The sequence below is a fragment of the Hymenobacter sediminis genome (assembly GCF_003231285.1).
Taxonomy (GTDB): Bacteria; Bacteroidota; Bacteroidia; order Cytophagales; family Hymenobacteraceae; genus Hymenobacter; species Hymenobacter sediminis.
In genome coordinates, this window is sequence record NZ_QKNS01000001.1 from 559,056 (window position 1) to 572,674 (window position 13,619).

Below are 13,619 nucleotides of genomic sequence, written 5' to 3' on the forward strand. Positions count from 1 at the left end.
CATAATACAACGCCTACCTTAAATGAGGCCGAGCGTGGCTGTTAGCCGGGAAACTCTTGCCGAAGCTGCTGAATTACTTCATCCACCAACTGCCGAACCTGCTGCACGCCCTGCGTCAGCACTGGCCACTCAGCTGCTTCTGGCAACTCGGCTGCCATTTCCAGGTCGCGCAGGATGCTACGTACCGCGTGAATCTGCAGCCCATCAACAGAGCTTTTCAGGTGGTGGGCCGTAGCACCGAGCTTGGTAAGATCGCGCGCTTGCAGAGCTGTTTCCAACTCCTCAACAATGGGAGGAGTGGTACTGATGAACAGATTGACCAAACGCCGGATAAACGCTTCATCGTTGTTCGACATGTGCCGAAGTCGGCTCAGGTCGTAGAGCTTGCCGGCTGGCAAGGGGGTAGGAGCTGGCGTGGCTGGCTCTTCGGCCTCCGGGGGGGCTGCCGCCGCAGGAGGCGTCGTAGTGTAGTCCAGGTGCAGCAGGTCGGCTATAGTCTGGAACAAGGCTTCCTCCTTGAAGGGCTTGGAGAGGTAGGCATCGAGGCCAGCGGCCTGGTAGCGCTCTGCCTCGCCGTACATGGCGTGCGCCGTGAGGGCCACCACTGGGGTAGCAGCTCGTTCAGCGTCAGGGTGCTCGCGCAGCAGACGGGTAGCGGCCACCCCATCCATGCCCGGCATCTGAATGTCCATCAGTACCACATCGTAGCGGTGCTGGCGAAACAAGGCTAGGGCCTCGGGGCCCGAGGAGGCCGTATCAACCTCCATACCCCAGCCTCGTAGCATTACCTGCACCAGTAATTGGTTTACGCGGTTGTCTTCGGTGAGGAGCACGCGCTTACCCCGCAGGCGTTGGAAATCGGGGGTAGGGGTAGGCGCGGCCGAGGGAGGCGCGGCCGCCCCAAACCGCAGCGCGAACCGGAAGGTACTACCTTGATGCAGGCGGCTTTCGGCCGTGAGTTCTCCGCCCAGCAGCTCCACCAACCCGCGCGAAATGCTCAGGCCCAGCCCGGAGCCGCCGTACTCACGGGCGGTGCTGGCCTCGGCCTGGGTGAAAGGCTCGAATAGCTGCTGCAGCTGCCCTTCCGAAATGCCAATGCCTGTATCTAACACGGCAAACTGATATTCCGGCTCGGCCGCTGGCAGACTGATGCGGCGGCAAGTCAGCAGAACGTGGCCTTTGTCAGTGAATTTGATGGCGTTGCTGAGCAGATTCAGCAGCACCTGCCGGAGGCGGTACGGGTCGCCTTGTACCCAAATAGGAGTGGGCTCTGGGGGGAGCTGCAGGCGCAAACTGATGCCTTTCTCAGCGGCCTTTGGCATTAGGGCTTGGCAGCTGGCTTTCAGCACTTCCGTCAACTCAAACGGCACCGAATCGAGGCGTACCCGGCCCGCTCCTAGCTGGGCCATATCCAGAATATCGTTGATGACAATCAGCAAATGCTCAGCCGAGTGGCGGATGTGGTGCAGGTACTGCTGTTGCTCTTGGTCCAGGGTAGTTTTGGCCATCAGCTCCGCCAAGCCCATAATACCGTTCATGGGCGTGCGGATTTCGTGGCTCATGTTGGTCAGGAAGGTTTGCCGGGCCTGGGCATTCTGCTCGGCCACTTCCTTGGCTTGCTGCAGGGCTTGGCCCGTGCGCTTCAGTTCCGTAATGTCGTTATCAACCCCCAACACTTGCACCGTGCCATCGGCGAGGATAAATGGGCGCTTGATGGTATGAAACCAGCGCACCTGCCCCTCCGCATCCAGGAAAGTGTCTTCCTGTGCTACCTCCTGCTTGTCCTCAATAACCAAGTCATCCTGAGCGCGGTGGCGGATCAGGTCGGGGAAGCCTTCCTGCAGCTGCGAGGCCGGTGTTTGCAGCAGCGCATCATTGCTCAGCCCGTAAAGCTGAGCCGTGGCCTGGTTGGCCAGAATGTAGTTGCCGTTACCGTCCTTTAAGTAAATCAGGTTCGGTACGGTGTCTATTACCTGACGGAACAAGCGGTTTTGCTCAGCCAGCCGCCGGTTGGCTGAGCGTCGTTGCTCGTCGGCAATCTTCCAACGGGTTATATCTTCCGCCGAACCCACAATGCGCAGAACCTTACCCTGCTCGTCGCGCTCAAAGGGAGTGCTGCCAATACGCAGCCAGCGAATGGAGCCGTTGCGGTGATAAAGGAAAAACTCCAGGTATAGAATCTGCCCATCGGCTATGCCCCCTGCTTCCTCGAAGTGCTGGTGCAGGCGCTGGCCCTCCGACTCTGGCATGATTCGGGTGAACATGGCCCGCCCCATGTTTTGTATTTCGGTCTGCGAGTAGCCCAGCATGGGCTCAACGAAGCGGTTACAGTACACATTCGACTCCAACTGCAGATCATAGATGTAGATCAGGTTGGGCTTGGTGTTAGTAATGCGCTCCACAAAAAGCCGACTCTGCCTCAGTTCTTCCTCGGTGGCCCGGCGCTCTGTTACGTCGGTTGCCGAGCCTACCATCTGCCACACCCTACCATCGGGGTGGCGGGTAAAGCAGGTGCTTTTCAGGCTCAGCCACCGCCATTGGCCGTTGCGGTGCTGAAACCGGTACTCAAGGGTAGAAACCTGGCCCTCTTGCAGCTTATGCAGCATTTCCTGCTTGTGCACCATGGCCACCAGATCGTCGGGATGAACCAGGAGCTGAGCCACCTGGGAACCCATCTGCCGAATCTCATCTTCGGTATAGCCCAGCATCTGCTCCGTTTGCCGGTTGCTGTACAGTACGGCCCGCGCATCCATGTCGTAGAGAAACACGATGTTGGGCACTGTGTCGTTGATGCGAGCTGTAAAAAGCTGGCTGCGTACCAGTTCGGCCTCGGCTCTGCGGCGCTCCGTGATAGAGGTGAGGTAAACGTTAGCTTCCTGCTCTTGGAGCAAGGGCGCAACTGTCCAGAGGTAGAACTCCTCGCCCAGACGCTTTTCCACGGTACGGGGCTGGCCTGTACTAAGAGCCAAGGCAATTTCCTGACGCAGCACTCGCACGTTATCGAGGCCAGCTGGCTGAGAGAGGGCCTCTAGAGCCTTGCTGGCGGCAGGGTTGGCATACTGAGCCTCGGCGTCGCGATTAAACCGGATGATGGGCTGCGGACTCTGCTCGGCCAGGCGGGAAAGCTCCTGCACCCGCCGCTGAGCCTGCTGGTGCACCGTAACATCCTCAAAGCTCCAGACGTGCAGCATGGTCACGCCGTTCTGCACCACCGGCAGGTAGTCTTGCTGCAGAATGATGCCGCTTTCCAACTGCAGAATCTCGCCACTCACGCGCACTTTGCCCTCCCGGAGCTGGTGGTTGCGGGCTTGCATAACCTGTTCGTTGATGACTTGAGTGCGACCTTCCTGAACTAGGCTTTCGGTGCGCGTGCCCAGGTAGTAGCGGGGTGGATTCCGCAACCCAAACAGGTCGCACAAGCGCTGGTTAATCAGGGTGATGACCCGGTTCTGATCTTCGGCCAGAATAGCCGTGCTCATCGTTTCCAGCAAAGCCGTTGCCTGCTCGGCGGCAGCCTGACTGCGGGCTTTCAACTCAATTACCTGGCGACGGAAATCATCACACTCAGTTTGCGCCTGCCGCCAGGCCCGCTGGGCCTGGCGCAGCTGGCGCTGTAAGTGACGAGTACTAATAGGACTCATAATGTATGGCAGCTACCTCCTGACGTCTCAGCGAATGCGGACCTCGTTGTTCTGGACCATACGATAAATAGTGGACTTCCCGATTTGCAATTTCGCGGCTACCTGCAAAATATTTCCGTTGTGAGCATCCAGGTAGCGCTGCACAATGGCGGCCATTTGGGTGCGCAACGATTCGTTGGGCATAGTGCCGGGGGTAGTAGCATCGGTTGGGCCGTGGCGCAGAGGTAGGTCCTGGGGCTGAATCTGCTCGTTTTCTGCCAGTACGGCCGCCAGTTCTACTACCGCTTTCAGCTCCCGCACGTTGCCGGGGAAGTTGTAGTGCAACAGTTTCTGCTGGGCCGCGCTTGAGAGTGAGCAGGCCGCCATGTTGTTCTGGTTGCAGAAATCCTTCAGAAACGCGTCGGCCAGTAAAAGAATGTCCTCACCCCGCTCCCGCAACGGTGAAAGCATGATGGGCAGCCCCAGCAGGCGGTAATATAGGTCCTCGCGGAAACGTCCTTCCTTTACCTCCTGGGCTAGGTCTCGATGGGTGGCAACCATCAGGCGGGCGTCAAAGGGAATACGGGCGTTGCCACCAACCCGGGTTACTTCTCTTTCCTGTAATATCCGCAGCAGTTTGGCCTGCAGCCCTAGGTCCATTTCAGAAATTTCATCGAGGAATAGAGTGCCGTTGTGGGCTTCTTCAAAGCGCCCAATGCGACGCACAATGGCTCCTGTGAAGGCCCCCTTTTCATGACCAAACAGTTCGCTTTCCAGCAGGTCGCGCGGAATGGCGGCCACGTTTACGGCCACAAACGCTCCATCGCGGCGGTCCGAGCGGAAATGAATAGCTTTAGCTACCAGCTCCTTACCGGTGCCAGTTTCTCCGCTGATAGAAACGGTGATGTTGGTGCGGGCTGCTTTATCAATCAGAGAATACAACTGCTTGATCGGGGCGCTTTCGCCCAGAATAGCCCGCTGCGGGTCATATTTCTGCCCAATCTGCTCCTTCAGACGGGTGTTTTCCAGGCGCAATTCTAACTGCTTCCGGATGTTGCCTACGGTGTTCCAGAGGCGGTCGGCAGTTTCCTCATCCTTTACCAGGTAGTCGAAAGCACCCTGTCGTAGCAGACCAATGGCTGTACGGACATCTTCTTGCCCTGAAATAGCAATTACTGCTACCTCGGGCAGGCGCTCCTTAATCTGCCGCAGCACTTGGTCGCCTTTGCCATCGGGTAAGGAGTAGTCCAGCGTAATAATATCTGGCTTGTCGCCTAAGTTATCTAAGCAGGCTTGCGCGGTGGTAAACCGGCGAATAGTATAATCAGGGTTCTGAGCCAGCTTGTATTCAAGTAGCTCACCATACCAAGCATTGTCCTCGACAATGAAGATAGAAACAGGTAAGGGTACGCTCATGGGGTAGGAGGGAAAAGCACAGGAACTGTCCCTCATACATACTCCTTTTTTGAGAAAGAGGACGCATTAGGAATGTTCAATTCTTGCGGGTGGGTTTTCAGTAGCTCGGAAGTGGTCAAAAACGCGGAATTACGCGAGTATAGCGGGGAAATGTGGGGATACCAAAAAATCTAATTTTAGGAAATGTAATCCCGGAATGGGACAATATAGCATTTTTGGCTTTGTATTAAGTTATTGATAATCAAAATTTTGAACAAAAATGGTATGATTGGCAGATGAATTGGTACAGGGATAAGCACCTGATAACGACGGTGACTATCAACTAATTGTCTCTGCTATGATACCATTTCGTCTCCCTTCTTTTACTAAGTCTCTGCTGGTAACGCTAGCATGGGCCTGGGCAGGGCTACAATACGGTTGGGCCGCTGGTGCACCTATCTACTCGAACACAGGCAATCAAGGAGCTACCACTAGCCGGATCTGCGCGCTCTGTGTAGGAAGTAGTGTTGCCAATCCTGGCCAAGCCACCGACGATGATTTCAACAGCGCGGCCGCTATGCAGATAACGGCAGTAGGTGGTGGTTTGCGGTTACGAATGGACCTAAAGCAGCCAGCTCCGGCCAATTACCGGGCGGGCGTAGTGGTTGAGCGGGGTAGTAACGTGCTGAACCTGTTGTCTTTAAACTTAGCTAATGTCCTTGTTGTACGCACGTATCTCAAGTCGGCTAATGGCTCCACTATGCAGGAGCAACTGCCTGTAGATGCCAGCGTGGCAGGTGCCATCCTGGGTCAAAACACGGGAAAGACTCGCCTAGAGTTTATTGCCACCAAGCCTTTTGACCAGGTTGAACTGGAGGCTGCCTCCTTGCTGAACTTGGGCTACATATTGAATGTGTATTATGCCTATGCCATTGACGCTAACGTGGTAACCACGGCTAATGGCTATGTTTCCCGATTTGAGAAACCTTCAAGTGCGTCTTACAGCACTCAGGTCGTCACGAACGGTATTAGTGTGTGCGTGAACTCCAACGTAAGTAACCCCCAGAACGCAGTAGATGCATCGCTCGACAACTACGCTACTATGGGCTCGTTGGTAGATGTTAGCTGTCCTACTACCTTGCAAACTCAGTTGGAAGGCACTTCTCCGGTTGGCTACCAAGCTGGCTTTGTAATAGGTAGTGGAAGTGTGCTGGATGTAAAAGCTCTGGACGGCTTGCGAGTTACTACCTATTTAGGCGGGGTAGCGCAAGAATCGGCGGCAGGTAGTAGCTTGCTCAATCTGGAGCTACTGGGCAATGGCCAGTACAACGTAAGCTTCCCAACTACTAAGTCATTCGACCGCGTAGAAATTCGCCAAACGGCCGCGCTGACCGCGTTGAATGACCTGCGGGTGTACTATGGGTTTGGCCTGGAGCCGCGGGTATTCCGCGACCAGGCTCCTCGACTCTCCCAATTCACAAGTCCTACCAACAACTACCAAGCGAGTGGCAACATTGCCAACCCTCAGAACGCTGCTGACAAGGATGCGGAAGGCAGCTATGCTACGGTGAATAGCCTGCTGGGCATTGGCGGCACTACCCGGTTAAAGCTGCGGCTCGATGGGCCAGGCCGGGCCGGCAATGTGGCCGGCGCTATCCTGGGGTTAGGCACTGGCCTGCTCGATGCTAACCTGCTCTCTAACATCCGGGTCAATACCTATACCGGAACCCCTAGTACAAACGGCGGTACTGATGGCGCTCAGCTAGTGGAAAGTGCTTCAGCTAATGCGTTGCTGAATCTGGAAGTGTTAGCCAACGGGCAGCGCGAAGTATCCTTCCTCACCACGCGCGACTTTGATTGGGTAGAAATTGAAATAGCCAGCGGTGTATCGGCGCTGGATAATACCCGCATCTACCGTGCCTTCGCCGAAGACCGACCTGTAGGCTTTCCTACTTCTATCACGGTGCCCAGACCTCTACCGGTACAACTGGCCTCTTTTACTGGCCGGCCCGTCGGGGGCGGTGTACAACTGGTTTGGCAAACTTCGGCCGAGCTGAATAGCAGCCATTTTGTGGTAGAGCGCTCAGTGCAGGGCACTGGGGGCTTTCAGCCCATCGGGCAAGTAAAAGCCGCTGGTACTACCTCTGCTGTGCAGCGCTACACTTTGCAGGATGCCAGCGCCGGCTCCGTCGCCGCTCCTACCCTTTATTACCGGTTACGGCAGGTAGATCAGGATGGCACCGAAAGCCTCTCGCCTGTTGTGGTCGTGAACTTCAACGTGGCCCCTGGCAGCTTTGCTGTGTATCCCAACCCCGCTACTGCCAACGATGACATACGGGCTATGCTGCCAAGCCTGCCCGAGGGCTATTACCACCTAGCTGTGTACAACATGCAGGGAGGGCTGGTAGGCCAGTTCCCAGTAACGCAGCATTCGGCAGTACTTTCTAGCCTGCGCCTGAGTGCAGGCCTGTATCAGGTGGTATTAGCCAAGGCCGACGGGCAGCGCGTCGCTACCCAGCGCCTAGTGATAAGCAGTCGCTAAACGCTTTTTTATCCCTACTCTATCCTTTGTTGTTCTATTGCTACCGGAGAAGGAGCCCCACTGTTGCAGGTCAGTGGGGCTTCGCTCTTTTTAGGCCATTCTGCATAGATGAATAGTAGGAATATTTATTGCATCGGGCTAAGAGTCATACAATGCCAAAACGAGTATAATGATAACACTACGATAACCTTAGAGCAGCAGCCACCCACCACTTTTGTTGCATTGAAGTTCCGTTTCTCCTTCTCTCCTTCCACCAAACACCGTCTACATGTACCGTCCCCTTTCCCGCGTACTGGCTCTGGCTCTACTCACGAGCTGTGTTGTATCCTGCTCAAAGGAGCAGGTAGATCCAACTCCTACCCCTGCTGCTACCTCCGAAACCACTGATGCAACAGCTACCCGCGACAGCCACTTAGTAATGGGAAACCCCAGCGGTGCTACTGCCAATACAGCCAATTACTGGAACTACTTAGTGTCGAAGCCGCAATACGCTATGTCCTACCACCGCGACCGGGGCACGCCCAACTGGGTAAGTTGGCACCTGAGCAGCGCGTGGGTAGGCAGCACTGCCCGACAAGACAACTTTGCTCCCGATAATTCGCTGCCCTCAGGATGGTACCGCGTAACGAGCACCAGCTACACAGGATCCGGCTTCGACCGGGGGCACCAGTGCCCTTCCGCTGACCGTACCGGCTCCGTGGCCGATAACTCGGCTACCTTCCTGATGAGCAACATGATTCCGCAGGCTCCCAATAACAACCAACGCACCTGGGCGAATCTGGAAAACTACTGCCGCACCCTCATCAATGCTGGTAACGAGTTGTACATTATTTGTGGAAGCTATGGCAAAGGTGGTACCGGCTCCAACGGCTATGCCACTACCCTTGATGCTGGCCGCGTAACCGTGCCAGCGCGGGTATGGAAAGTAATTGTGGTACTACCAAACGGCTCTGGAGATGCCTCTCGCGTGACAAGCAGCACACGTGTTATTGCCATCAACACCCCCAACGACAACTCCCTAAGCACTACCTGGGGCTCTTACCGTACTACCGTTGATGCCATTGAGGCTGCCACTGGCTATGACCTGCTTTCTGCGGTTTCAACCTCGGTGCAAAGCGTAATTGAGGCCCGCGTGGATAACGGCCCGACCAGCTGAGTAGCAAACCCTGCTTTATCCTATCAGCAGGGGAAACGGTCTATTGGGTTGCCCGCCTGGTGAAAATACCCATCCATCTTTATGTTTAGGTTATTAGTCTAAATCAGGAGATAGGCGCTAAGTATTCCGCGTACTTTTGTAATGAGTGAATGACTTAAGGTAGGATAGAGGGGTAGAGAAATTGAAAAGCCGCGCTGCAACGCGGCTTTTCGCATCTATAAGCTGTCTGCAGGCATACAGTTTATTTATCCTGTATCTTCATGTAAGATCTTGGAAGTCAATGCGCATTAGAAGCAGCAGAGCTTTAATAGATCAGCCTAAAGAGCAACCGGCTCCATACCTGTAGGTATGGAGCCGGTTGCTATAGAAGGGTTGTAAGCCTAATTTTCGCTGCCTGCTACGCCAACATGGTCATCGGTTGGGGCACTATTCATATAAGAGCGGAAGGCCATGGCTGCTTCGCTCGCCAGTGACGTAATCTGCGCTGTCAGACGACGGTCGTTATTAGTCCGGCTGTTGCTTTTGTCGGCACGTAACTCAGTCCGGTAGTCGTCGAAAGAAACTATCTGCGTGGGCTGGGCTGGGTTAGGAATAACCCGGAAAGAGCCCACGCTATATTCATAGCCGTTATCATTAGCACGGAATACAAAATCAAATAAAACGCTGACTTCCTGATCTTTGCCTTTTGCGTCAAGTTTCTTGGCTTTGCCCGTGCCAGTAACCCGCACGGTGCCTACCCCCTCTTCTGCTTTAAAGCCCGACTTAGGCCCGTAAGCAAACTTATTTTGGGTCCATTCCAGGGCCCGACGGTACAGAGCAGTCTTGCCAGCACCCTCCGCAGACACTCGCTCGCTATACTCTATGGGGGCTGGGGCATCTGTTTGTGCCTGAGCTCCGGGTGCTAGTGCCAACATCCCACTTACCAACAAACCTAGTAGCACTTTTTTCATAGAAGAAAGAGAAGAAAATGAGAATTCAAAGGAAAAAAGGTTCTGCGAGACAAAGATAATGCCTGTTTATAAGTCAGGAGGGAGAATTATAGATTATAATTTTGTTAAGACAGGGCTACTTGCATCAAGCATTGCCTGCAAGCAGCTTTTTAGAGTAAAAAAGTTTTTGTCCGAAGAATAATATTAGGCTTCTGTCGGGCTGAAGACACTATATATAAGGTAATAGTTCCGATAATTGTATATTTCCAATAATGGTACTTTCTGAGTCATTATGATGCAAAAGTAAATTTATTTAAAAGGACAAAGGTAACAGCTCATTTAGCCTAGTTGCTGTACTATTTTATTACATCGCAATAGATTGAAAAACAGCATCATAGTCATTAATAAAAAGAGTATGAGTTGAGCGTTATACTTAAGTAGGGGTAACATTTTGGTAACATAAAGTTAATCTTGTGCCTCTTGTTAGGCCTGAATAGAGTAGTACTTTTGCGACGTGCTTCACTCTAAACAACATAATCTGATGAAGCGTGGGACCTTTTATAAAGGTGTCCTGCGAGATGACCGCAAGGTTGTTTTCTCCGTTGGTTCTTTCGTTTTTTTGGTTTTTAGCCCGTTCGCCGCTTCGGTTTTCGAAGCGGTTTTTTTGTGCCCTTCTATTTCGATAGGCATAGGCAAAACTGGCGCCCACTCACGCATTTTCTAATCCTTTACCCCCATACTGGTAAACGCCATGAACGACACCACCTTCGCCCACCAGATGGTAGCTGCCGTTCTTGCCGCCACCTGCATGGTGGACTCTTTCGACTTGCTGTTGCCCCTGGCTGGCGAGTCGACTGGTTTAACTGAGCACGCGGTCAACGCCGACAAGTTGCTGAAGCCGTCGATGCTAGAAGGCCTACTGGGTCGGGAATTGAAGCTAGAAGACTTCAATTGGTACCTCAACTTCTACAAAGTGCACGAAGTGGGGCTACACTTAGGTGCTAGCGTAGGCATGTCCCGCATAGCCCAGTTCCCCCTCGGTCAAAAAGACATCCGGGATTTCATACCCTTGCTGATCAACCGCGACTATGTAACCTAGCCTTCTTTCCCAGCAAGCGCCCGGTTTTTAAGCGGGTGTTTTGCTTTCAACCAATGACTGAAAACTGAAACTCAACAGCCCGATTTTCCCGAAGCCCACCTAACGGCGGCATCGGGGCGGGGTGGTGCAAGGAGCGGGGTGATAGAAATCAGGGGGGATTCTGACGCAAGTCGGTCCGCAAATTGGCCACCCCGTTTTTCGGGTACTTCATAAGTAATTGCTAGCTGCTTCAGGCTAAAGCCAGGGGTAGGGCATTCATCTGATTTTGCAGGTAGCGGGTGCTGCTAGCAAAATCATAGCTTTTTAAAACCTATGCAACTCGGCAAACTCACACTCCAGAACCCCGTGTGCCTCGCGGCCGCCCCCTGGCAGTTGGATGGAACGGGCTACGAGCGGCTGGGGGCGATTTTCACCCGCACCGTAACTATGGAGCCGAAGCCCGGGCTCTACGAAGAAGGTATTTGGCAGGTCGCCGACCAGACCTTGTTGAACGCCACCAACATGCGCACCGAAAGCGCCGAGATTTTAGTGCAGGAACACTTGCCTAACCTGCGCCGCTACGGTGTGCCCGTGTTTGTAAGCATCACGGCTCCTGGCATTCCAGGTTTTCGCAAGATTGCACGCTTTCTGTCCCGTGAAGCCGGTAGCCTGATTGCGGGCGTAGAAGTGTACATCGCCCAGCCCGACACCGAAAAAGGGGAGGAACTCAATGCCAAGTTCGTGCGCGAAGCCACCCAAGCCGTGCGCAATGAGCTGGGCCCTGAGGCTGCCGTAATCGTGAAGCTACCACCGTGGCCAGAGCACATCCGTGGCCTAGCCCTAGGGGCGCAAGCCGGTGGGGCCGATGCGCTAGCCGCTACCAACTTGCTAAAAGGGCTACACTTGCCCGACGACGCTACCGCTGCCCCAGTGGCCGGTGGTCTCTCCGGGGAAGCTCTGCGTCCGGTGGCTCTGCGCTGCGTATGGGAGCTAGCCCACGATGAACGGATAACACTGCCTATCTTCGGCACAGGCGGAATATTCACCGCTAGCCACGTAACGGATTATCTACGGTGCGGGGCTAATGCCGTGCAAATTGCCAGCGGCGAGTGGTTGGAGCCTGGCCTTACGGCCCGGTTATCCGCTGAGTGCGGGCATTTGGTGCCTACCAATATGTAACCCGAAGCTCCTGCTTCGTTTCCGAGCACTGTTTGTCCTGCTGTTGTAACAGCATTGCCTATCCAACATCACGCCAAGCGAAAGCTTAGCGCTATTTCCCACCCCATGGAAAAGCTACTTCAACGCGTTCAGCATGCCAACTCTCTGCTCTGCGTCGGCCTCGACCCTGTGAGCGATGATGCCCAAGTAGCGCGTCGTCTGGCAGAAGTCATCGACCAAACCAGCGAGTATGCTGCTGCATTTAAACCCAACCTGGCCTTTTTTCTGAGTCGGGAAGATGGTGTCAAGCTGTTGCGCGAAACCGTGCATCGTATTCCTGAAAGTATTCCAGTAATTCTGGACGGCAAGTTTGGCGACATTGCTAACACTGCCGACCATTACGCCAAGTTCACCTATGACGTAATCGGGGCCGATGGCGTAACAGTAAACCCCTATATGGGCGACGACGCCATTGTCCCCTTTGCCCGCCCCGGTAAGCTGGTGTTCGTGCTGGCCAAAACCAGTAATAAGCCTACTCACTCCCTGCAAGACGTAGCCCTCACCCGCGGCGGCACACTCTCAGACTGCGCCGCTCACGTGATCCGCAAACTGGATGAAGAGCATGGTGGGATCGGCCTGGTAGTAGGAGCCACCAACCCCGAAGCCGTAGCCCGTATCCGCAGCCTCACGCCGCAGCAGTGGTTCTTGGTGCCCGGCGTTGGTGCCCAGGGTGGCGACCTGCAGGCTACTATGAAAGCAGGCCTCCGACCTGATGGCTCCGGCCTTCTCATTAATACATCGCGTGTGTTGTGGCAAGCAGCTGATGCCGGTGCCGCCGCGCGGGAGCTAGTAGAACAGATTAACCAGTTCCGACAGGTAGCAGTGTAACTTGCACGCAGTAACCAATATGTATTCTGAGCTTGTCAAGGACCGGCATATTGGTTGTTGAATTGATACAGACGAAGCGGTAGAGATGCCTCGGCTGCATTCAGCATGACGATTACTTTGGCAACATCAGCATGCGAGATTCCTCGACAAGCTCAGAATGACAGTCTAAGTAATCATCCTTTTCGCACCTCATACATAGGGTATACATCTTGACTTCCCCCCAAACCACCTTCGCCTCCGAAACTCTGGAGCAACAACTATTGCAGGAAGATGCACTGCTGCGCGGGCACTTCCGACTTTCCTCCGGCCTGCACTCCGATACCTATGTACAATGCGCCCGGTTTCTACGCCGGCCCGACTTGGCGGCACCGGCAGCGGCAGAACTGGCCCGGCAGATACAGCAGGCAGGATTGCAGCCTGATGTGGTGGTAGGACCAGCTATGGGTGGCGTGGTGATTGGGTATGAGCTAGCTCGGCAGTTGGGCGTGCCTGGTATCTTCACCGAGCGGGACGATACCGGCCAAATGACCCTGCGGCGGGGCTTTACTATTGAGCCCGGCCAAAAAATTGTCATTGCCGAAGATGTGGTGACTACCGGCAAGAGCACCAACGAGGTAGCGCGGGTGTTGGAGGGCTTAGGCGCAAAAGTTTTGGCCGTAGCGAGTTTAATTGACCGCACGGGTGGGAAAGCTGAGCTAACTTTTCCGAACTTTGCCCTGCTGCCGGTAACGGCGGCCACCTACGCACCCGATGATTGCCCGCTTTGCCGGGCAGGTATTCCGGTGGTGAAACCCGGCAGTCGGCCGGAAAAAGCGTTTTCTTAAACCTACTCAGCCAGCAAACGGCTGCTGAG

The 13,619-nt window shown here is 54.6% G+C and carries 9 protein-coding genes; 6 read left to right on the forward strand and 3 right to left on the reverse strand.

The genetic code is table 11. The features are described 5' to 3' along the window. Nucleotides 1–41: 41 nt before the first annotated feature. Complete coding sequence (locus DNI29_RS02410; protein WP_110976468.1) at nucleotides 42–3,641, reverse strand: PAS domain S-box protein; 3,600 nt, start codon at nucleotides 3,639–3,641, stop codon at nucleotides 42–44. Nucleotides 3,642–3,668: 27 nt separating this feature from the next. Continuing rightward, a complete protein-coding gene (locus DNI29_RS02415) occupies nucleotides 3,669–5,036 on the reverse strand; it encodes a sigma-54-dependent transcriptional regulator (RefSeq protein WP_110976469.1) in 1,368 nt (455 codons plus the stop codon). 337 nt (nucleotides 5,037–5,373) lie between these two features. Here DNI29_RS02415 and DNI29_RS02420 point away from each other — a divergent pair, with 337 nt between their 5' ends. Continuing rightward, nucleotides 5,374–7,557, forward strand: a complete 2,184-nt coding sequence (locus DNI29_RS02420) for a T9SS type A sorting domain-containing protein (RefSeq protein WP_110976470.1) — start codon at nucleotides 5,374–5,376, stop codon at nucleotides 7,555–7,557. Nucleotides 7,558–7,825: 268 nt separating this feature from the next. After that, nucleotides 7,826–8,713, forward strand: a complete 888-nt coding sequence (locus tag DNI29_RS02425) for a DNA/RNA non-specific endonuclease (RefSeq protein WP_110976471.1) — start codon at nucleotides 7,826–7,828, stop codon at nucleotides 8,711–8,713. A gap of 380 nt (nucleotides 8,714–9,093) precedes the next feature. Here the strand turns inward: DNI29_RS02425 and DNI29_RS02430 are convergent, their stop codons facing one another. Next, complete coding sequence (locus DNI29_RS02430; protein ID WP_110976472.1) at nucleotides 9,094–9,663, reverse strand: DUF4468 domain-containing protein; 570 nt, start codon at nucleotides 9,661–9,663, stop codon at nucleotides 9,094–9,096. Between the two features lie 730 nt (nucleotides 9,664–10,393). Between DNI29_RS02430 and DNI29_RS02435 the strand changes: the two genes are divergently transcribed. From DNI29_RS02435 to pyrE, 4 genes are all read left to right on the forward strand, one after another. Continuing rightward, nucleotides 10,394–10,741 carry an amino acid--tRNA ligase-related protein gene (locus DNI29_RS02435; RefSeq protein ID WP_110976473.1) on the forward strand — a complete coding sequence of 116 codons (348 nt, stop codon included), beginning with the start codon at nucleotides 10,394–10,396 and terminating at the stop codon, nucleotides 10,739–10,741. Nucleotides 10,742–11,053: 312 nt separating this feature from the next. Then, nucleotides 11,054–11,899 (forward strand): dihydroorotate dehydrogenase, encoded by an 846-nt coding sequence (locus tag DNI29_RS02440; protein ID WP_110976474.1) that lies wholly within the window; start codon nucleotides 11,054–11,056, stop codon nucleotides 11,897–11,899. A 105-nt stretch (nucleotides 11,900–12,004) separates the two neighbouring features. Next, nucleotides 12,005–12,766: an orotidine-5'-phosphate decarboxylase gene (pyrF, locus tag DNI29_RS02445; RefSeq protein WP_110976475.1), complete on the forward strand. Its 762-nt coding sequence runs from the start codon at nucleotides 12,005–12,007 to the stop codon at nucleotides 12,764–12,766. A gap of 209 nt (nucleotides 12,767–12,975) precedes the next feature. Next, nucleotides 12,976–13,590, forward strand: coding sequence for an orotate phosphoribosyltransferase (gene pyrE / locus DNI29_RS02450; protein ID WP_238387980.1), 615 nt, complete (start codon nucleotides 12,976–12,978; stop codon nucleotides 13,588–13,590). Nucleotides 13,591–13,619 lie beyond the last annotated feature (29 nt).

Excerpts from the sequence above, each read along its gene's own strand:
- DNI29_RS02415 (WP_110976469.1), bottom strand. The coding sequence starts at position 5,036 with ATGAGCGTACCCTTACCTGTTTCTATCTTCATTGTCGAGGACAATGCT.
- DNI29_RS02420 (WP_110976470.1), top strand. The coding sequence starts at position 5,374 with ATGATACCATTTCGTCTCCCTTCTTTTACTAAGTCTCTGCTGGTAACG.
- DNI29_RS02435 (WP_110976473.1), top strand. The coding sequence starts at position 10,394 with ATGAACGACACCACCTTCGCCCACCAGATGGTAGCTGCCGTTCTTGCC.
- pyrF (WP_110976475.1), top strand. The coding sequence starts at position 12,005 with ATGGAAAAGCTACTTCAACGCGTTCAGCATGCCAACTCTCTGCTCTGC.
- DNI29_RS02440 (WP_110976474.1), top strand. The coding sequence starts at position 11,054 with ATGCAACTCGGCAAACTCACACTCCAGAACCCCGTGTGCCTCGCGGCC.
- DNI29_RS02425 (WP_110976471.1), top strand. The coding sequence starts at position 7,826 with ATGTACCGTCCCCTTTCCCGCGTACTGGCTCTGGCTCTACTCACGAGC.
- DNI29_RS02430 (WP_110976472.1), bottom strand. The coding sequence starts at position 9,663 with ATGAAAAAAGTGCTACTAGGTTTGTTGGTAAGTGGGATGTTGGCACTA.
- DNI29_RS02410 (WP_110976468.1), bottom strand. The coding sequence starts at position 3,641 with ATGAGTCCTATTAGTACTCGTCACTTACAGCGCCAGCTGCGCCAGGCC.